This is a genomic window from Nocardia gipuzkoensis (assembly GCF_021183645.1).
Taxonomy (GTDB): Bacteria; Actinomycetota; Actinomycetes; order Mycobacteriales; family Mycobacteriaceae; genus Nocardia; species Nocardia abscessus.
In genome coordinates, this window is sequence record NZ_CP089225.1 from 2,299,109 (window position 1) to 2,319,127 (window position 20,019).

General features: G+C 70.0%; 15 protein-coding genes. 9 read left to right on the forward strand and 6 right to left on the reverse strand.

All coding sequences use genetic code 11. The features are described 5' to 3' along the window. Window positions 1–4: 4 nt before the first annotated feature. The gene (locus LTT66_RS10575; protein ID WP_233066346.1) at window positions 5–1,090 is read left to right on the forward strand and encodes a DUF4185 domain-containing protein; all 1,086 of its coding nucleotides are present in this window, start codon (window positions 5–7) and stop codon (window positions 1,088–1,090) included. Between the two features lie 35 nt (window positions 1,091–1,125). Here the strand turns inward: LTT66_RS10575 and LTT66_RS10580 are convergent, their stop codons facing one another. Then, a complete protein-coding gene (locus LTT66_RS10580; RefSeq protein WP_408638771.1) occupies window positions 1,126–3,024 on the reverse strand; it encodes a VanW family protein in 1,899 nt (632 codons plus the stop codon). A gap of 316 nt (window positions 3,025–3,340) precedes the next feature. On the opposite strand from LTT66_RS10580, the gene gnd reads away from it, so the two are divergent. Beyond that, on the forward strand, window positions 3,341–4,369 hold the full coding sequence (gnd, locus tag LTT66_RS10585; RefSeq protein WP_233066351.1) for a phosphogluconate dehydrogenase (NAD(+)-dependent, decarboxylating): 1,029 nt from the start codon (window positions 3,341–3,343) through the stop codon (window positions 4,367–4,369). Window positions 4,370–4,434: 65 nt separating this feature from the next. Here the strand turns inward: gnd and LTT66_RS10590 are convergent, their stop codons facing one another. Next, window positions 4,435–5,757: an acetyl-CoA C-acetyltransferase gene (locus LTT66_RS10590; protein WP_233066355.1), complete on the reverse strand. Its 1,323-nt coding sequence runs from the start codon at window positions 5,755–5,757 to the stop codon at window positions 4,435–4,437. Between the two features lie 208 nt (window positions 5,758–5,965). Here LTT66_RS10590 and LTT66_RS10595 point away from each other — a divergent pair, with 208 nt between their 5' ends. Both LTT66_RS10595 and LTT66_RS10600 read left to right on the forward strand, forming a co-directional pair. Continuing rightward, window positions 5,966–7,324, forward strand: a complete 1,359-nt coding sequence (locus LTT66_RS10595; RefSeq protein WP_233066358.1) for a 3-oxoacyl-ACP reductase — start codon at window positions 5,966–5,968, stop codon at window positions 7,322–7,324. Further along, window positions 7,321–8,211 carry a MaoC family dehydratase gene (locus LTT66_RS10600; protein WP_233066361.1) on the forward strand — a complete coding sequence of 297 codons (891 nt, stop codon included), beginning with the start codon at window positions 7,321–7,323 and terminating at the stop codon, window positions 8,209–8,211. Before LTT66_RS10595 ends, LTT66_RS10600 begins: the two co-directional genes overlap by 4 nt. Before the next feature lie 77 nt (window positions 8,212–8,288). Here the strand turns inward: LTT66_RS10600 and LTT66_RS10605 are convergent, their stop codons facing one another. The 3 genes from LTT66_RS10605 to LTT66_RS10615 all read right to left on the reverse strand — a co-directional run bounded on the left by LTT66_RS10605 (window position 8,289) and on the right by LTT66_RS10615 (window position 11,538). Further along, window positions 8,289–9,560, reverse strand: a complete 1,272-nt coding sequence (locus LTT66_RS10605) for a DUF5685 family protein (protein WP_233066363.1) — start codon at window positions 9,558–9,560, stop codon at window positions 8,289–8,291. A gap of 111 nt (window positions 9,561–9,671) precedes the next feature. Further along, a complete protein-coding gene (locus LTT66_RS10610; protein WP_043700032.1) occupies window positions 9,672–10,271 on the reverse strand; it encodes a TetR/AcrR family transcriptional regulator in 600 nt (199 codons plus the stop codon). A 100-nt stretch (window positions 10,272–10,371) separates the two neighbouring features. Next, window positions 10,372–11,538: a glycoside hydrolase family 3 N-terminal domain-containing protein gene (locus tag LTT66_RS10615; RefSeq protein ID WP_233066364.1), complete on the reverse strand. Its 1,167-nt coding sequence runs from the start codon at window positions 11,536–11,538 to the stop codon at window positions 10,372–10,374. Window positions 11,539–11,903: 365 nt separating this feature from the next. Here LTT66_RS10615 and LTT66_RS10620 point away from each other — a divergent pair, with 365 nt between their 5' ends. The 5 genes from LTT66_RS10620 (at window position 11,904) to LTT66_RS10640 (ending at window position 18,728) form a co-directional block, all read left to right on the forward strand. Continuing rightward, window positions 11,904–12,377 (forward strand): universal stress protein, encoded by a 474-nt coding sequence (locus tag LTT66_RS10620; protein ID WP_233069112.1) that lies wholly within the window; start codon window positions 11,904–11,906, stop codon window positions 12,375–12,377. A gap of 67 nt (window positions 12,378–12,444) precedes the next feature. Further along, on the forward strand, window positions 12,445–13,539 hold the full coding sequence (locus LTT66_RS10625) for an isochorismate synthase (protein ID WP_233066366.1): 1,095 nt from the start codon (window positions 12,445–12,447) through the stop codon (window positions 13,537–13,539). 182 nt (window positions 13,540–13,721) lie between these two features. Further along, the gene (locus LTT66_RS10630; RefSeq protein ID WP_195066204.1) at window positions 13,722–13,892 is read left to right on the forward strand and encodes a DUF2613 domain-containing protein; all 171 of its coding nucleotides are present in this window, start codon (window positions 13,722–13,724) and stop codon (window positions 13,890–13,892) included. Window positions 13,893–13,896: 4 nt separating this feature from the next. Continuing rightward, window positions 13,897–18,174 (forward strand): alpha-(1->3)-arabinofuranosyltransferase, encoded by a 4,278-nt coding sequence (locus tag LTT66_RS10635; RefSeq protein WP_408638836.1) that lies wholly within the window; start codon window positions 13,897–13,899, stop codon window positions 18,172–18,174. Between the two features lie 53 nt (window positions 18,175–18,227). Further along, window positions 18,228–18,728: a DinB family protein gene (locus LTT66_RS10640; RefSeq protein ID WP_408638772.1), complete on the forward strand. Its 501-nt coding sequence runs from the start codon at window positions 18,228–18,230 to the stop codon at window positions 18,726–18,728. Window positions 18,729–18,741: 13 nt separating this feature from the next. Here LTT66_RS10640 and LTT66_RS10645 read toward each other — a convergent pair whose 3' ends face one another. After that, window positions 18,742–19,926 carry an acyltransferase family protein gene (locus tag LTT66_RS10645; RefSeq protein ID WP_233066368.1) on the reverse strand — a complete coding sequence of 395 codons (1,185 nt, stop codon included), beginning with the start codon at window positions 19,924–19,926 and terminating at the stop codon, window positions 18,742–18,744. Window positions 19,927–20,019 lie beyond the last annotated feature (93 nt).

Genomic DNA, 20,019 nt, shown 5'->3' on the forward strand with positions numbered 1-20,019 from the left:
CCGGATGACTCGCTCGCTGTCCGCACTCGCCGGAGCCGGTGCGCTCGCCGCGGTCCTCGCGCTGGGCGCGGCCGCGCCCGCCGGAGCCGATCCGAACAACGTGATACCGATCCCGGCGCTCAACGGGATTCACGGACTGCCCAACCTGCCCGGACCGACCGAAGCGGTGTTCCAGGTGACCGGCATGGACAGCCCGAACCGCACCCAGTCGGTCAATGTGCTCGGCACCGATCTCGGCATCATGTGGGACGACGGCAACGGCCGCATGATCACCGCGTTCGGCGACAGCGCAGGCATCGGCATCCCCAACCTTCTCGCGGGCAGCGTGTGGGCCTGGACCAGCAACGTGCTGTTCCGCAGCTCCTCGCACAACCCGGCCGAGGGCATCATCTTCGACGACGTGGTGCCGAACCCGTTGCCGAGCCCCAAGATTCCGGGCATCGAGATCAGCCTGATTCCCACGGCGGGCATCTCGGTGGGCGGCGTGCAGTACATGAGCATGATGTCGGTCCGCGAGTGGGGCGATCACGGCAAGTGGCACACCAACTTCTCCACTCTGGCCGCCTCCGGTGACGGCGGCACCACCTGGTCGCAGCTCACCCACACTCGTCGCGCCAACGTCGACGGTCACGAGAACTTCCAGCAGAACGCCTTCCTGAAGGCAGGCGGCCACATCTACCGCTACGGCACGCCCGCGGGCCGCAACAATCCCGGGTTCGTCTCCCGCGCGAAAGAATCCGATATCGCGAACATCGACGCCTACGAATACTGGGACGGCAAGGAGTGGAAGCCCACCGACGCCAAGACCGCGACCCCGATCGTCGGCGGCGTGGCCGAGCTCTCGGTGATGTGGAACGAACATCTGGGCCAGTACGTCATGCTGACCACCGACCCGGCCAACAGCGTCGTCCTGCGCACCGCACCCGCCCCAGAGGGGCCGTGGAGCGAGCCCCGCGTCCTGATCGAGGCCCGCTCCCTCCCCACCGCTTACGCGCCGATGATCTACCCCTACCAAACCGGCCGGGATCTGTACTTCCTGGTCACTCAGCACACCCAGTACAACGTGCTGCTGATGCGAACACCGTTGTGAGCCCGCGCGACCGGTGAGGCCCGCTCAGGAGCTCCCTACTCGCATTTCACGACGGGAATCGGGTCGTACTTCACCGTGCGGGTCTTGCGGGAGACCTCGCGGCCTGTCTTGCGGTCGGTGATTACCCGAGTGTCGGAGATCGTGAAGCCGGGTGCGCCTTCGGAGGCGATGCAGTCCTTGCCCTTGGGCAGGGTGATGGTGTTGGGTTCGGTCGGTTTGGTCTTCTCGCCGGTGATGGATTCGACGTCGACCGTCTTCGTGCCCCACAGGCGGACGGTGATCTCGGAGTCGGTCGCGAAGGTCTCGATGTAGACACCGGTTTGGCCGTTGTTGCGGAATTTCAGATCGATCGCGCCGTCGAAGACGGTGGCTTCCCGGGCGGCTGGGTAGCGGGAGATGTAGTAGCTGTGCTCGGTGTGCCCCGCGTCCTCGAGGCCGGCGAAGTACGCCGCGTTGTAGAGCGTGGTGGCGAACTGGCTGATGCCACCGCCGACGGCGGTGCTGGGACGGCCGTGGTCGATGATGCCGGACTCGACATATCCCTCGGCGGTGCCGCGCGGACCGGTGAAATCGTTGAGCGAGAACGTCTCTCCCGGCTTCACGACCGCGCCGTTGACCTTCCTGGCCACAGTGCGGATGTTGACGCCGGAGGGGCCACTGAAACCGCTGGTGGTGAACGATCCGACGGTCTCGATCACGCCGAGGCCCTGCGCGGCCTCGGTGGTCAGTTTCGGCTCGATCCGCTCGTAGGCCACCTGCGCGGTCCGCTCGCCCGGTGCGGTCAGCAGCGCGGTGAACTGTTCGAAGGTCTTCGGCCAGTTGATCTTGTCGCCGACCACGGCGGGCACGACCGACGGCTTGCCGCCCGAGACCGCGAACGTCGCGTCCTTGGGCTCGACTTCCGTGGTGGCCAATTGCGGCGCGAGCAGACCGATCGCGGCGTCCTGATTCACCGACATGGCCAGACCGCCCTGCCCGTCCGGCGCGAAGGTCAGCACGGACGCGATCTGCTCGGGATCGAGCCTGCCCGCGCCGCCCTTGCCCGCGAACGAGATCGGCGCCCGCACGGCGGGCTGGGCGATCTCGCGCAGCGCCGTGTCGACGGCTTCCGGACGCACGCGCAACGGCGCGGGAACGACGGGGAGATCCACCGTGGTACCGGTGATCCAGCGGTCGGCCAATTCCGTTCGCGCGGCCGCGGCGTCGAGCACTCGTCCCGGCACCGGCGGCACCGCGACAGGTCTGGCCTTGTCGAAGGTGATGGTGCCCTCCACCGAGGGGCGGTCGTGCACCCGCAGCTCGGACAGCTGGCGATCCAGCACCGGCTCATCGATCGCGCTGACGATCGCCACGTCGCGCGTGGTGAAGAAGGACGCGAGCCGGGTGAACGGGTTGAGCGGCTGGGAACCGATTCGCGACCAGGTGGCGTCCCAGTCCACCGACAACCCGGCGGCGCTCGGCACGATGCTGGTCTGCACGTCGCCGATGTGCACCGGCAGTTCCCGGCCTGCCCTCGGGTCGAGTTCGGCGCGCAGGCGGGCGTCGGCGGCCGAGGTGTCCATGCCGCCCACGTCGACGCCCGCGACGACGGTGCCGCGCGGCACCTCACCGGAGGAGAGTGCCCAGTCCACCGCGTATCCGAGACCGACGACCGCCAGCACCGCGCCGACCGCGATACCCGCCCGGCGCACGACGGCACTGTCCAGGCGCTTCGGCGGTGGGGTCGAGATCGGGCGACGCGCGGACGCACGGCGGGGTGCGGGTGGCACGGGCCTGCGTCGGGTAGTTTGCAGGGGCTGCGTGAGCTGCGCGTCGTCGCTCCATGCGACCGACCGGTCCGATTCCTGGGGGCGCTCCGCCCCGAGGAGCTGGCGCCATCCGACTTCGCCACCAGGTTGTGGGCCGTGTCCTCCGGTGCTCGGCTGGCTCGTCACGAACCCGTCCTCCCCGTTCGATTGAGTTGTGGACCCGCACGATGCGAGTCCCCACCAACGATAGTGGTCCTCACCGACAGCGGTCGGCACAGCTCGGGCGTAGAGCAAATCCCGCGCAAAGAACCGGGTACACCACACAAAGAGGCCCGCGCAGTTGCCGGGTCGGGGGTCTGGCAACTGCGCGGAGCCGACCTGTTTATCGGCCTATGCGAAGCCGCGTTACACCCGCACGGCGAACCGTGACCGATCCCACGCGGGAGAATCGAGAAGGACCACCCCGCCGCAAGACTTCGCATACACGAGGGAGATGGATGGCATGCAGCTGGGAATGATCGGCCTCGGCCGGATGGGCGCCAACATCGTGCGCCGCATCGTCGGGGACGGGCACACCGCCGTCGGATACGAACGTCGCACTTCCCACATCGATGAGCTCCGCGCGGAGCTCGAAGACGGCTTCCGTGGCACCACCGACCTCACCGAGTTCGTGGGCATGCTGGACACGCCACGCGTGGTGTGGGTGATGATCCCGGCCGGCGCGACCGGGGCGGTGATCGAGCAGGTCGCCGAACTGCTCGAGCCGGGCGACATCGTGATCGACGGCGGCAACAGCCGATACCACGAGGACCTGGCACGCGCCGAGCGGCTGAAGCCCAAGGGCATCCACTACGTGGACATCGGCACCTCGGGCGGCGTGTTCGGCCTGACCCGCGGCTTCTGCCTGATGATCGGCGGCGAGACCGAGCCGGTGAAGTACCTGGACCCGCTGCTGAAGTCGATCGCGCCGGGTCTCGAGGCGGCGGAGCGCACACCGGGACGCACCGGCGAACCGTCCACCGCCGAATTGGGCTATCTGCACTGTGGGCCGGTGGGTGCGGGCCACTTCGTGAAAATGGTGCACAACGGCATCGAGTACGGAGCGATGGCCGCCTACGCCGAAGGACTGAACATCCTGCACCGGGCCAACTACGGGGCCGAGCACGCGGGCGAGTTCTCCGCCGAGGAGACACCGCTCGAGCACCCCGAGTACTACCAGTACGACCTCGACCTGCCCGAGATCACCGAGGTGTGGCGACGCGGTTCGGTGGTGGCTTCCTGGCTGCTCGACCTCACCGCCGCGGCGCTGCACGCCGACCCGAACCTGGACTCCTACAGCGGCCGGGTGTCCGATTCCGGCGAGGGCCGCTGGACGATCGATGCCGCCATCGACACCGGCGTGCCCGTACCCGTCCTGGCGTCCGCCCTGTTCGCGCGGTTCTCCTCCCGAGGCGATTCCCTATACGCGGACAAACTGCTCTCGGCGATGCGAAAAGCTTTCGGCGGACACCTCGAGCTGCCGGGCAAATGAGCGCGAAGGTGGTCCGACCGAGGATCTCGATCGGACCACCTTCAACGGTGCGGCTATCTCAGCCGTCAGCGCTCGAGGATGGCGACGACGCCCTGGCCGCCCGCCGCGCAGATGGAGATGAGCGCGCGGCCGGAGCCCTTTTCGGCCAGCAGCTTCGCCGTGGAGGCGACGATCCGGCCACCGGTCGCGGCGAAGGGGTGGCCCGCGGCCAGCGACGAGCCGTTGACGTTGAGCTTGCTGCGATCGATCGAGCCGAGCGCGCCGTCGAGACCGAGGCGCTCCTTGCAGTAGGCGTCGGACTCCCACGCGGCCAGGGTGGCCAGCACCACCGAGGCGAAGGCCTCGTGGATCTCGTAGTAGTCGAAGTCCTGCAGGGTCAGGCCGTTGCGGGCGAGCAGGCGCGGCACCGCGTAGGTCGGGGCCATCAGCAGGCCGTCGGGGCCGTGGATGTAGTCGACCGCCGCGACTTCGCTGTCGACCAGGTGAGCCAGCACCGGCAGCTTGCGCTCGGCGGCCCACTCCTCGCTGGACAGCAGCACCGTCGAGGCGCCGTCGGTGAGCGGGGTGGAGTTGCCCGCGGTCATGGTCGCGTCGCCCGCCTTGACTCCGAAGACCGGCTTCAGGGTGGCCAGCTTCTCGACGGAGGAGTTCGGCCGCAGATTGTCGTCGCGGGTGAGGCCGAGGAACGGGGTGATCAGGTCGTCGAAGAAACCGCGGTCGTAGGCGGCCGCCATGTTCTTGTGCGACAGGTAGGCCAGCTCGTCCTGCGCCTCCCGGGCGACGGCGAATTCCTTGGCGGTGATGGCGGCGTGCTCACCCATGGACAAACCGGTGCGGGGCTCGGCGTTGCGCGGGATCTCGATGCCGAGCATGCTCGGGCGCAGCTGGCCGACCAGCTTGAGGCGCTGGGAGTTGGTCTTGGCACGGTTGGCGTCGAGCATCCACTCGCGCATGCCCTCGCTCACGCCGATCGGGGCGTCGGAGGTGGTGTCGGTGCCGCCACCGACGCCGGCCTCGATGCGGCCCGCGGCGATCGCGTCACCGACGGTGACGATCGCCTGGAGCCCGGTGCCGCAGGCCAGCTGCAGGTCGTGTGCCGGGGTGTAGGGGCTGAGCTTGCTGCCGAGCACGCTCTCCCGGATCAGGCCGTGCTCGCCGACCCGCTTCAGCACGGCGCCGCCGACGACCATGCCGAGCCGCTCGCCCTGCAGACCGAAACGGCTGACCAGACCGTCCAGCGCGGCGGTGAACATGTCCTGGTTCGAGGCGTGCGCGTACGCCTTGTCCGAGCGAGCGAACGGAATCCGGCTTCCGCCCACGATCGCGACCGGGCGGGTGGTCTTACCGGTCTTGGCGGTGCTCTTCGCCGAACGGGCTTTGCTAGTCACTCGAGTCTCCAAGGTCTCGTGGATGGATGCCCCGGCGGCCCGGTCCAGCGCGGAATTCCACGCTGATCGGCGCCCCGTCGCGGTTGTTTACATTAAACTTACTCTGGAGTAAGTTTAATGTCGACACATACCCCCGCAAAAGTGCGCCAGTTGACCACGCCGGGGCGACCCCAGACCCGAGAGACAGAACTCAGAAAAGGTAGGAATAGTGGCAGCCAGCAAGAGCAAGGGTGCTCCCAACCTCTATGGATCGTTCGTACACTCCGCACCTGGCGCGTTCCTGGCCAGCAAGCTCGGCCTTCCGAAGCCGGAGACACTGCGCCGCTACGTCCAGGGCGAGCCGCCGCTGTCCGGTCCGGTGCTGATCGGCGGTAAGGGCCGGGTCGCCGAGCCGGTGCGCGCCCTGCTGTCGGACTACACCTTCGCCGACGCGCCGAGCCAGGGCGCCAAGTACGGCGCGCTGGTGTTCGACGCCACCGGCATCGGCAGCATCGAGGACCTCTCGCAGCTGTTCGAGTTCTTCCAGCCCGCCCTGCGCAGCCTCACCTCGTCCGGACGCATCGTGGTCATCGGCACCACGCCGGAGCTGGCGGGCGGCGTGGACGAGCAGATCGCCCAACGCGCGCTGGAGGGCTTCACCCGCTCGGTGGCCAAGGAACTGCTGCGCGGCTCGACCGCCCAGCTGGTCTACCTGCATCCGGAGGCCTCGGCCACGGCCACCGGCCTGGAGTCGACCTTGCGCTTCCTGCTCTCGGCCAAGTCGGCGTTCGTCGACGGCCAGGTGATCCGGGTCGGCAAGGACGACGCGAGCGCACCCGCCGACTGGGACCGCCCGCTGGACGGCAAGGTCGCGGTGGTCACCGGCGCGGCGCGCGGCATCGGCGCGACCATCGCCGAGGTGTTCGCCCGCGACGGCGCCCAGGTGATCGTGGCCGACATCCCGGCCGCGGGCGAGGCGCTGTCGCAGACCGCGAACAAGGTGGGCGGTACCGCCCTCGCGCTCGACGTGACCGCGCCCGACGCGGCGGAGAAGCTGGCGGAGTTCGCCACCGAGCGTTTCGGTGGCATCGACATCATCGTGCACAACGCGGGCATCACCCGCGACAAGCTGCTGGCGAACATGGACGAGGGCCGCTGGAACGCGGTCATCAACGTCAACCTCGCAGCGCCGCACCGGATCACCGAGGGCTTGGTGGCCAGGGGCGCGCTGCGGGAGGGCGGTCGCGTGATCGACGTGTCCTCGATCGCGGGCATCGCGGGCAACCGCGGCCAGACCAATTACGGCGCGTCCAAGGCGGGCGTCATCGGCATGGTGAACGCCGAGGCGCCGAAGCTGGCGGAGAAGAACATCACCATCAACGCCGTCGCTCCCGGTTTCATCGAGACCGCGATGACCGCGGCCATCCCGCTGGCCACCCGGGAAGCGGGCCGGCTGATGAGTTCGCTGCTGCAGGGCGGACAGACCGTCGACGTCGCCGAGACCATCGCCTACTTCGCGAGCCCGGCCTCGAACGCGGTGACCGGCAACGTCGTGCGGGTCTGCGGGCAGAGCCTGATCGGAGCATGATGACGCAGGCTCCAGCAGGCCGGGAGAAGACCCAGGTGATCACCCTCACCGAACCGCCGAAGAACAGCCGCCTGTTCGCCAAGGCCGCGCTCGGCGCGGTGCCGCTGCTGTCGGCGCGCAAGCCGACGCTGCCGGACCGGGCCGTTCGGCTCGACGGCCTGCGGGTGGATCCGGATCACCTGGCCGCCTACTGCCGGGCGACCGGCTTGCGGTTCGGTGACGCGCTGCCGCTGACCTATCCGTTCATCCTAACCTTCCCGCTGGCCATGCAACTGGTGGTGGCGCGGGACTTCCCGTTCGTCGCGGTGGGGGCGGTGCACGCGCAGAACGTCATCGAGCGCACCCGGGACATCTCGGTGAGCGAGCCGCTGGACATCCGCACGCACATCGAGAACCTGCGCGAGCACCCGAAGGGCTTGCTCGTGGACGCGATCAGCGATGTGAAGGTGGGCCGGGAGCTGGTGTGGCACCAGGTCACCACGTTCCTGCACCAGCAGCGCACCTCGCTGTCGGGCGGGCCGAAGCAGGAGCCGAAGCCGGACGAGGTTCCGCCGCCGCCGCTGCGCACCCTGCGGGTGGATCAGAAGACGATCACCCGCTACGCCGCCGCGTCCGGTGACCACAACCCGATCCACACTTCGGCGTTGGGCGCCAAGGCGTTCGGCTTCCCCCGATCGATCGCCCACGGCATGTGGTCGGCGGCGACCGTTCTCGGCGCCGTCGAGGGGCGCATTCCGGAGCAGACCACATACTCGGTCAAGTTCGGTAAGCCGATTCTGCTGCCTTCCACCGTCAACCTGTATGCCGACCAGGTCGAAGGCGGTTGGGATCTGGCGCTGCGCCACCCGAAGAAGGGGTACCCGCATCTGACGGCGACCCTGCGCTGAGCAATCCGAAGCCGCATCCCGATTCCCGCGAATCGGGATGCGGCTTCGGGCATGTCAGCGAGCTTCTCCGGGGCCGGTCAGCAGTCGCAACCGCAGTCACAGCAGCCGCATTCGCCGCAATTGCAGCAGCCGCAATCGCATTCGCCGCAATCGCTGCAGTCGCAATTCTTGATCCAAGCGTCCTTGCGTTCGCCGGTGCACGGTTGCGTGTGGTCGGCGCAGCACGCGTAGCCGGTGCAGTAGCCGCCCAGGATGAGTGCGAGGGACTCACCGACGCCCGGACGACGGGTCGGCGGACGGTGCCCGGTTCCGCGCCGGTGGGCGCGGACTTCGGCGCGCGGTGATTCCGCGGTATCGGGCGACATCGAGCAGGTGGGGGCGGCGAAGGTTCCGAGTCCGCCGCCGAGCCGCCGCAGCACCGCCGTCAGCGGGTCGAGCAGCATCCAGCGGACGGTGGGCACCCGGCTCAGCTCGGCCTCCGCGACGGCCGCGCGCAGGCGCGAATTCGATTGCCGCAGCAGGTCATAGGCTTCGGTCACGGTGGTGCCGGTAGCCGCGAGCGGGTTGAAGCGGCCGTGGGTGGCGTCGACGTCGTAGTCGGCGACGGCGTCGGCCAGATGCGCGATCCGGCCGAACTGCCATCCCGCCGCACGCAACGCCTCGATATTGTCCGGGCGCTCGGCCAGCACGGCGGTGTGGGCGAAGAAGGCCGACGCGCACAACTGAGTGGGGGCGGTCAACCGGTCCAGCGGGTCCGCCGAAGGAGCCATCGCCGAGCGCCAATACGGCGAAGCGGCAAGCGGTTCCGGCACGTACCCGGCCGATCGCGCCGCCGCCTCGCGCGAACCACCAACGGCGACCGGCTCTTTCGCCTCCTGCTCCAGTCGCACCTGCGCGTCGAGCGCCGCGACGAGCGGGTCGACGTCGAGACCGATCCGCGCCGCGCCCGCGCGGGCCTCCCGGCCCCATCGCGCCGCGGCTTTCGCCAGCGGCCTGCGCGCGAGCCCGGCCACGTCGCCATCGTCCACGTGGTCGCGAATCTTGGCCGCCGCCAGCAACAGCGAGGCGGTGGTGGCGAGCTGAACGCCTGGCGAGCCGGCGGTGACCACCGGCGCGCGGCGCATCCCGCGCAGCGGACACGGCGCGGCGGTGACGCGTGCGGCCGAACCGGACTGCGCCTCGGTGAGCATGCTCAGCACCAGCGCGTCCTTGTTGGTGGTGGCGCGAGCGAGCTGACCGTGCCCCTCCCGCAGCCCGAGACACAAACCGCACAGATGCGCCTGCCACTCGGCCGCATCGATTCCATACTTCTGAGCGCCGTGCGCACACGGCCTGAGCAACCCGAACACTTCCGCCCCGTTTCTGCCCGACTCGATCGAATGAGCCGGTCCGCGTTGTGCGAACTCACGCACTGTGGCAAAAGGGCGGCGCGGAAGCAACCGGGATGGGCAAAAGGCGGGTTACTCGGTTTTCTTCCGGCCCGCGAGACCGCGCCAGGCCAAGTCGTCGAGCAGATCGACGGCCTCGGCGACCTCGATCCGGCCACTGGCCAGCCGGTCGGCGATGGCCTCGCCCGCACCGATCACGGCGACCGCGACGACGTCGAAGTTCGTGCCCGGCTCGGCGTGCTTGGCGCTGGACTCCAGCAGTTTGGCGGTCAGCTCGATGACGCGTTCGCGCGCGTTCTCGATCTCCGAGGCGAACGCCTGCTGGCCGATCGCCTGCCGGTAGAGCACCTGCCAGGAGTGCCGGTTGCGGTCGACGAAGCCGAGGAAACCCTCCAGCGCGGTGCGGACCTGCTCATGCGGCGTCAGCAAGGGGTTTCCCGCGGGCGCGACGGACTCGATGAACCGCATCCCCTCCCGCTGGATGCACGCGCGGAACAATTCGTCCTTGGAGCCGTAGTACAGATACAGCATCGGCTTCGAGATCTTCGCCTCGGCGGCGATCGCGTCCATCGACGTGTCGTGGAAGCCTTTACGCGAGAAGACCTCCACGGCGGCGTCGAGCATCTGCTGCTCGCGTACCGCTCGCGGAAGCCGCTTCGTACCGCCCGCCATCAACACTCCTACCACAGGTGAATCTCATATATTACTCCAAGGTAAGTTCCGGTCGGTCCGATTTGCTCACCAGTCGCCCGACTCGGCCGTGCGGCCCGCCTCAGCAGCGCGGTAGCGCACCCTTGTACGCGGCCACGCGCAACACCGAGGCATCCACCTGCGCCATCGGCAGTCGTCCGCTCGACACCGCCTGCTCCAGCCGGTCGAGCACCTGCGGCACCGCGTCGGTGGTGATCCACAGGGCATTGTCCGCCCCGGCGACCAGCGCGGCCTCGACGGCGTCCTCGATCGACATCCGGCTGGTGATCGCCGCCATGCCGCCGAGATCGTCGGTGAAGATCGGGCCCTGGAACGGCGCGGCGCCGTAGCCGCTGCCCTCCCGCAGCAACCGCATCGCCTCGGGGCTGATGCTCGCCGGGACGTTCGGGGTGGTAAGTCCGGGCACGTCCAGGTGGCCGACCATCACGGCCGCGCCCGAACCGATCAGATTCCGGAACGGCACCAGGTCCACTTGCTGCAACTGGTCCAGCGGCGGGGTGCGCACCTCCCCGGTGTGCGAGTCGCCCGACCCGGAGCCGTGGCCGGGGAAATGCTTCATCACCGTGCCGAGACCGACCTCGCGCATGGCGCGGATGTAGGCGTCCGCGTAGCGGGTGACCTTCTCCGGATCGTCGGAGAAGGATCGGTCGCCGATCACCGAGTCGTCCGGCTGGGAGCTGACGTCGATGTCGGGGGCGAAATCCACCGTCACGCCGAGGTCCTTCAGCGCACGGCCTCGGACGAGCGTCGCGCTGTAGAACTGCTCGGGACTCATGGTCTGCGCCGTCTCCCGCGCCGACGGAGCCGCGCCGATCAGGTCGCGCACCCGCGAGACGCGGCCGCCCTCCTCGTCGATGGTCACCATCAGGGGCACTTTGGCGGCCTGCTGGACCTGCGTGATCTGTCCGGACGCGAGCAGCGCCTGGTCGGTCCATCCGCCCACGAAGATGCCGCCGATCTGCTCGTCGCGCACCACGTTCGTGGCGTCGTCGGCGCCGGTGACGCCGACCGTCAGCAGCTGGGCGAGCTTCGCGCGGGTGGTGAACTGCGCGAGATACCCGGCGTTGCAGTCCGGCGGCGCCGAACCGGTGGCCGGAACTGCGGCGGTGGTCGCTTCCCCTGTCGTGGTGGTGGGACTCGACGAGGCCGACTCGGTGGAGCCACCGTTCGAGCAGGCGGTCGCGACGGCGGCGAGAACGGCGAGGACGAGCAGAGGCGTCTTCCGCATAGAGGCCAACCGTACTCGCCGAGACGTGCGCGACCGCAGCCGCTACGTGGCTACCGGGCGGGTAACTCACACACCGGTATCGAATCGTTGTTCGAGAAATGGGCCGGATCGGACCGATCGGGCACGGACTCGTGCGTCGTGCGCCCGCACGCTACGCACCGTCGCAGTCTACGAGCCGCTCGGCGTGGTTGCGATCGCAGAAGCCGGTCCGGCAGCGCCACTGCACCCGTGCGGCCGAACCAGCGGGGGCGCGGGTCGGGCACGCTTGGCTTTTGCGCAGGTCATACCCAGAAACAAGCCGGTTCGAGCGGGCCCGAGCGGGGTAATCTCGGGGTGTCGCCGTGCGTCTCCCTCAGGAGGTCATCGTGCCCTGCGATTCGATGCTCATCGCCTACGACGGCTCCGAGAACGCCAAGCGTGCCGTCGAATATGCCGGGCGTTTCCTCAGCGCGAATCGAGCCGTCGTGCTGACCGCGTGGGAACCCATGGTGCGGCAAGCCGCTCGCCTGTCGGGGCTGTCGGGTGTCATGCAACCGGAGTGGGTGCCCGACGACGAGATCGAGGACATCGCCTACGTCGACGCGCGCGCCACCAACGCCGAGGGGGTGCGGCTGGCCGAGCTGGCGGGTCTGCGCGCCGAGGCGCGCACCGCCGAATGCACCACCACCATCTGGAACGCCATCGTCGATTGCGCCGACGAGCTGGACGTCGACATCATCGTCGCGGGCACCCGTGGCGCCACCGGGCTGCGCGCGCTCCTGCACAGCAGCGTCGCCGACGCCGTCCTCAAGCATTGCCACCGTCCGGTCCTGCTCGTCCCACCCGGCAAGAACTCGTGACCGCGCCCGCGTGAGATCTGGGTCGCTCCCGCGCTGCGGGACGCTGCGACGGAGCTAGGTTGGGGTCATGGATGGGTTCCTGCTTGCTCGGGCCGACGGGGTTGTTCGGGGTCATGGGAGCCGGTTCCGCTTCGACGACGCGCGACCAGCGGCGGCCGCGCTGCGCGAGGGCCGCGCGGAACTGATCGTCGGTGCGCTGCCCTTCGATCCGCGGGAGCCCGCCGCGCTGTGTGTGCCCGAGCGCGCCGAGCACACGGCTGGTCCGTGGCGGCCCGCCGCACTGCCCGACCTGCCCGCGGTGCGCGTGGTGACCGAGATACCGAGTCCGGCAGAGCATGTGGCGCGGGTGACCAAGCTGGTCGAGCAGCTCAACGATCCCGCGCAGCCGCTGCGCAAAGTGGTCGCGGCGCGTTCGGTGCTGGCCGAGGCGCGCTCCGCGCTCGATCCGGAGGTCGTCGCCGGGCACCTGCTGACCAGGCATCCGCACGCGAACGTCTTCGCCGTGGACCTCACAGCCGCCGGACGCGCCGGTGCGACCCTGGTGGGCGCGTCGCCGGAGGTCCTGGTCGACCGGCAGGGCGAGATCGTGACGCTACGGCCGCTGGCAGGAACCCTGCCGCGCCTGGCCGACCCGGACGCGGATGCCGCCCAAGCCCGAGAACTGCTGGCCAGCACCAAGAATCGCGCCGAGCACGCGTACGTCATCGACTGGATCCGGGAGCGGCTCGAGCCGGTGTGCGCGCAGCTGTCGATTCCCGCGAGCCCGGAGCTGATCAGCACCCATGAGGTGTGGCACCTGGCGACGCCGATCCGGGGCCGCCTGCGCGACACCACGGTCACCGCGCTCGACTTGGCGCTGCTGCTGCATCCCACGCCCGCGGTCTGCGGCACCCCCACCGATCTGGCACTGGACACCATCGCGCACGGCGAGGACGACCGCGGGTTCTACGGCGGCGCCGTCGGCTGGTGCGATGCCGACGGCGACGGCGCCTGGGTGGTCGCGATCCGCTGCGCCGAACTCGCGGCCGACGGTCGCACCGTGCGGGCGTACGCGGGCGGCGGCATCGTCGCGGCCTCCGACCCGCAGGCCGAGCTGGACGAGACCACCGCGAAGCTGCGCACCCTGCTCGGTGCGCTGCACTGCGCTCTCCCCCCGGGCTGACGCTCCCGGTCCGAACCGTCCCGAGCATCGCGTCGAGTCGTCGCGGAGCCGGCCGGTGCGTGCTCGCGGGCGACCCGCCGGAGAAAGTCGGCGGGGATTCCATGGCCTGAACGCATACAAATACCGGACGTCCTGCTAGGTTGACCGGGAACGTGCCTGCATCGACGTATTGGAGTGCCGCGATGAAGTTTGCTGTCCCTGGTGTTGCGAGTGCCGTCGCGGGCGCCGTGCTGGGCGTAATCGGTGTCTTCCTCATCACCATCGCGGTCCAGCAGAATTCGCGCCCGGACATCGACCGCAGCGGCGACAAGGACTCCTCGCTGCTGAACAACGTTGAGTACGGCAGCCGCTGACCCGCTGACCTCCGCTTCACCCGCCGACTCGCTCGGATACCCAACGGCGCCGGGGCAGAGCAGCACCGCGCCGCTGGGCAGACGCTGGTTCGCCGCGACAGTCGTCGTAGCGTTCCTGCTGACCTTCGCGCAGGCGCCCGGACTCACGGTCGCCGACACGAAATACGACCTGGCGCAGAATCCGCTCGGCTTCCTCGAACGCGCGAGCCATCTGTGGAGCAGCCAGGCGCCGATGGGCCAGGTGCAGAACCAGGCCTACGGATACTTCTTCCCGCACGGCGCGTTCTTCTCGCTCGGCCATGTGCTGAACGTGCCCGCCTGGGTGACGCAGCGGATCTGGTGGGCCCTGCTGCTGCTCGCCGGATTCTGGGGGATCGTCCGCCTGTGCGAGGCGCTCGGCATCGGCACGCGCGGGTCGCGCGTCGTCGCCGCGCTCGCGTTCGCGCTGTCGCCGCGTGTCCTGACCACCGTCGGATCGATCTCCTCGGAGACGCTGCCGATGATGCTCGCGCCGTGGGTACTGCTCGCGCCCGCCGCGCTCGGCGTCGCGCGGCGTAACCGGCGACCGGGCGCGGCCTCGCCCGCGATCAGCGCGCTGGCGCTGGCCTTGATGGGCTCGGTCAACGCGGTCGCCACGGTGGCCGCCTTCCTGCCCGCGCTGCTGTGGTGGATCTCCTACCGGCCGAACCGGCTCTGGTTGCGTTTCACGGCGGCGTGGATTCCGCTGCTGGTGCTGGCCACCTTCTGGTGGGTGGTGCCGCTGCTGCTGCTCGGCAAAGTGAGCCCACCGTTCCTGGACTACATCGAGTCCTCGGGCGTGACGACGCAGTGGGCCTCGCTCGGCGAAGTGCTGCGCGGCACCGACAGCTGGACGCCGTTCGTCTCGCCCGAACGCATCGCGGGCGCGGTGCTGGTGACCCAGCCTGCGGCGGTTCTCGCGACGGGCTTGGTCGCGGCTGCGGGCATGGCGGGCCTGGCGCTGCGGTCCATGCCGTACCGGGGCAGGCTGGTCCTGATCCTGTGTGTCGGGCTGGTCGGCATCTGCGCGGGGTTCGTGGGTGAGCTGGGCGGGCCGTTCGCGGAGTCGGTGCGCGTCTTCCTCGACTCCGGCGGGGCCCCGCTGCGCAACGTGCACAAGCTGGAGCCGCTGATCCGCATACCCCTCGTGCTCGGCCTGGCTCAGCTGCTCGCCCGGGTCCCACTGCCCGCGTCCGCCGCGCTGCCGGTCTGGCGTGGGGCGTTCGCGCACCCGGAACGGGACCGCGCGGTCGCGGTCGCGGCGCTGATCCTCACCGCGCTGGCGCTGTCCACCTCGCTGGCCTGGACCGGGAAGCTCGCCCCGCGCGGCGCCTACGATCACGTGCCCGAATACTGGCAGCAGACCGCGGACTGGCTGAAGGACAACGCCGCCGACACGCGCGCCTTGGTGGTGCCCGGCGCGCCCTTCGGCAGCCAGGTGTGGGGACTCACCCGCGACGAACCACTGCAAGCGCTGGCCGAAACCCCGTGGGCGATCCGGGACGCGGTGCCGCTGAACCCACCCGGCACCATTCGCGCGATGGATTCGGTGCAGCGGCTCATCGCCGACGGCAGGCCCTCGGCAGGCCTGGCCGCGACGCTGACCGCCCAGGGCATCGGCGTCGTCGTCGTGCGCAACGACCTGGACCCGGAGACCTCCCGCTCGACCCGGCCGATGCTGGCCCATCAGGCGCTCGACTATTCGCCGGGCCTGCGCAAGGTGGCCGAGTTCGGCAATCCGATCGAATCGCTGGTGATCGCCGACGGCCTGGTGGCCGACGGTGACCTGCGCCCGCCGTACCCGGCGGTCGAGATCTACCGGGTGGACGCGCCGGGGCGCGGGATACCCGCCGAGGTGCGGGGCGGTACCGGCGCGCCGGAGGCGTTCCCCGGCGCGTACACCGTTCCGCTCGGGGATGTTCCGATCGTGCAGGGCGGACCCGAAGTGCTCGAGCGGATGCACCGCGATCCTGGCGCCGCCCGTACCCCCGCGTTGCTCGCCGCCGACGCGACCCGGGCCGGGTTACCGACCGGTCCGGTGACCGTCACCGACACACCGATGGATCGCGAGGCCGATTTCGGCCGGGTGGACAACCACAACTCGGCGCTGCGCGCTCCCGACGACGCGCGCCGTACCCACAACCTGGTGCCCGACTATCCGGTGCCCGGCGCCGAGTTGGTGCGCGGTGAATGGTCCGGCGCCACGATCACCGCGTCGAGTTCGGCCGCGGACGCCACCCAGCTCGGCGGCGCGGCGCCGGGAAGCTCGACCGCCGCCGTCGTCGACGGCGATCCGGCCACCTCGTGGATCAGCAGCGGCATCGAACGCGCCTTGGGGCAGTGGCTCCGGCTCGATCTCGATCGCCCCATCCAGACCGGGCAACTGACCCTCACCACCAGTTCGGCCGCCATCGGCGACCCGGTCAAGTGGATCGAAGTGCGCACCGCCAACGGCACCGTCTCGGTCCGGGTGTCCGAACCCGGTGCGCCGGTCTCGGTCTCGCTGCCCGCCGGTCGCACCGAATGGCTGACCATCACCGCCATCCGCACCGAGAACGGTTCCGGAGGCGGGCAATTCGGCATCAGTGAGCTGAGGCTGGACGACTATTCGCAGCGCAACGCGCCGGTCCTGGTCGACATCCGGCATCGGACGGTGGTGCCGGCCGCTCCAGCGGGCGCGCAGGTGCGTGGCTGGGATCTCGGTCAGGAATTCCCCGGCCGCAGCGCGTGTTTCGACGCGCCCGACCGGGTGCGGTGCAGCAAGGGACTGGCCTTGGCGCCCGAGGAACCGGGTACGTTCCAACGCACGCTGACGGTTCCGGAACCGATGTCGGTCGTTCCGGAACTGACCGTCCGCACCAGGCAGGGCCCGGCCCTGGAGGCGCTGCTCACCGACAGCGCCCGCCCGGTGGCGCGGGGTAAGGCCGACGTCGGCGACTTGCGCGGGGCCGCTTTCGCCGCGACCGACGGCGATCCACGCACGAGCTGGACCGCGCCGGAGGACTCGGTCCGGGAAGTTACCGGCGGCAGGCCGACGCTCACCATCGAACTGCCCGAACCCACGCTGGTGACCGGCCTCGAGCTGACCCCCTCGCTCGGCGGCCTGCCCGCGGCGCCCACCTCGGTGACGGTGAATCTCGGAGACGGCCCCCAGGTCCGTGAGCTGGACGACGAGGACCCGGGCACACCCACGCGGATCTCCCTGCACCCCACCGTGACCGACCGGATCGAGCTCAGCTTGCGGACCTGGCGGCCGGTGCTCGACCAGACCGCGCTCGGCTTCGCCCAGACCCAGCCTGCCGGGTTGGCCGAGGTGACGGTCCTGGGACCGGACTATCCCGCGGCCGCACCGATGGACCGCGAGATCACCGTCCCGTGCGCACTGGGGCCGACGATCGACGCGGGCGGACGGACGCTGCGCACCACGGTGACCGCCACCGTCGGCGAATTGCGCTCCGGGGCCCCCGTTCCCGCGCGGGTCTGCGCCGACGAGGCGACCGAGCCGCAGGCGGGCACACCGGACGAGCTCGCGCTGCCGCAGGGCCGGGCCGACGTGGCGGTCGGGCCGACCGACCTGTTCTTCGTGGATCGGCTCCGCTTGCACCGCGCCGGGACGGAAGCTCCCGCTCCGCCCGGCTCGGATACGGGCACCCGGCTGCTCGTGCTGCCGCTGAGCACCAACGTCGGATGGCGCGCGACCAGCGCGGACGGACGCGTGCTCGAACCGGTGGTGGTCGATGGCTGGCAGCAGGCCTGGCTGCTGCCCGCCGACGCCACCGGACCGGTGACGGTCTCATTCCCGGTGGACCGCTGGTACCGCCTCGGCATCTTCGGCGGCCTGCTGCTGCTCGTACCACTCGCGGCCCTGGCCATCCCCCGTCGCGCGCGGCGGGACACCGCTCATGCCGAGGCGGGCGGAGCCGATCAGTCGGATCCGCGCACCGAAGCGCCCCGCACCTGGGGCCGGCGCTGGATGGGCGCCGTGGGGCTCACCGGAGCGGCCACTGTCATCGCGGGGCCGGTGGGCGCGGGCGCGACGGTGATCGCCTTGGCCGCAACCCGTTTCACGCCGTATCTCACGCCCCGGGTGCTGGTCGTCGTGGCGGGCGTGGGCACCACGCTCTCCGCCGCGGCACTGTCCACCGGCCCATGGCGCTCGGGTGACGAATATATGGGCGGGTCCGTGCTGGTACAGCTGCCCGCGCTGATCGCGATCATCGCGGTGGGCATCGCGGTGCTGCCGCGACGCGTCACCGCTCGATAACACCCCCGATTCGCCGTGCGCCGCAATAGCACTCGTTGCTAACGTGACCATGCGTGAACACCTGTGCCGAATGCGGTTTCGTCTACGACTTGACTTCGGCGGCCGACGTGCCGTCGTTGGCGCGGGAGCACGCCGTGGAATACGCCGACCTGCTCGGCGCCGACAGCGGCAAGTTACGGCAGCGCGGCAAGCCCGACGTGTGGTCGCCGTTGGAATACGCCTGCCACGTCCGGGATGTGCTGCTGGCCCAGCGTGAGCGAGTGCTTGCCGCCCGTCGTTCGGACAACCCCACCATCACGCCGATGGGCCGGGACGAGCGAGTCGAGCACGACGGCTACGCCCAGCAGAACCCCACGGACGTGGCCCGCCAGATCCGCGACGCCGCCCTGCTGTTCGCGAACGTGCTGGAGCGACTCGGCGACGACGACTGGGAGCGGACCCTCGGCTTCCCCTACCCCGAGCCCGCGGATCGTTCCCTGCGCTGGCTGGCGGTGCACACCCTGCACGAGCTGCGCCACCACCTGCTGGACATGCACCGGCAACTCGACGGCTGACCTCGAACGGAGATCAGGGCGCCGGCTCGGGTTCGGGAGTTCGCCGCACCCGGTCCCGGTGCCGCACCCAGCGCCGCACCGGCTCCTCCACCAGTGCGTAACTGGCCGCGGCGACCGGAAGGGTGATGGCGATCGTGAGCACCAGGACGTAACCGAAGTCCCCCTGGAAGGGCAGGATGCCGAACACCGGGAACACGATCGACAGCACCGCGAGGTGCCAGATGAAGATGCCGTAGGACCAGCGTCCGAGGGTCGCGGCCACCGGCGACTCCAACCAGCGGTGCCCGCGCGCCGCCCGGTCCCGCAGCACCAGCGGCGCGAGCAACGCGAACCCGATGACCGCGCCCAGGCCCATCTTGACCACGTACTGCCAAGGCTCGGCGCGGGTGAGCCCGGCGGGACCGGCCAGATCGGTCGCCGCGAGCAGGAACGCGACGGTCGCGACGGTCCACATCAGCGGCTGATTCGCCCCGATTTTCCACCAGCGTGATAGCCGAACGCTATGTTCGGCGAGTTCCGCGAGGAGCATGCCCGCGGCAAACCAGGGCAGATAACCCGGCAGCCAGTTGTCCGCGTGAATCGCGTCGGGAGTCGGCACCGGAATGAAATTCCAGCCGAGGCTGATGAGGGCCACCGCGAGCAGCACCGGCACCCGAAGGCGCGCCGCCGGTCCGCGCAGCCGCACCAGCGCGAACGCCAGCAACGGCAGCACCAGATAGAAGGCCACCTCCACCGAGAGACTCCACATCTGGGTGAGTCCGTCGGTGAGCGTCAGCGGTACGAACACCTGCAACAGCGCCAGGTTCGACACCCAGACCCGCAGGCCCGCGGTCCCCGCTGCGCTGGGCAGCAACACCAGGACCGCGCACACCACGACCCAGTACGCGGGCAGGATGCGGGCCGCACGATGCCGCAGGTAGTAGCCCACAGGCGGTGCGGTGTCGAGCCCGCGCGCGGCCGCGGCGTGCGGGCGCCAGAGCAGGAACCCGGACAGCGCGAAGAACACCGCCACCGCCATGTCGAACCGCCCCCACACCCGGCCGAGGATCGGCGTGCCCGAGGCGCCGGTCTGGAAGGCGACGTGGGTCAGCAGCACACCGAGCGCGGCCATTCCGCGCATGCCTTCCAGCGCGGGCACGAACGAGCGCGGGCGCACCCGTTCGGTCGCTGGCGCGGCGGTGGGCAGGGTGGCGGTCATCGATCTCCAGTCTGCCGGGTGAATCCACAGTTGATAACCCGACGTTTCAGATTTCGCGTTAGACTCGGGCGATTTCTGGGCCGTTTCCGGCCT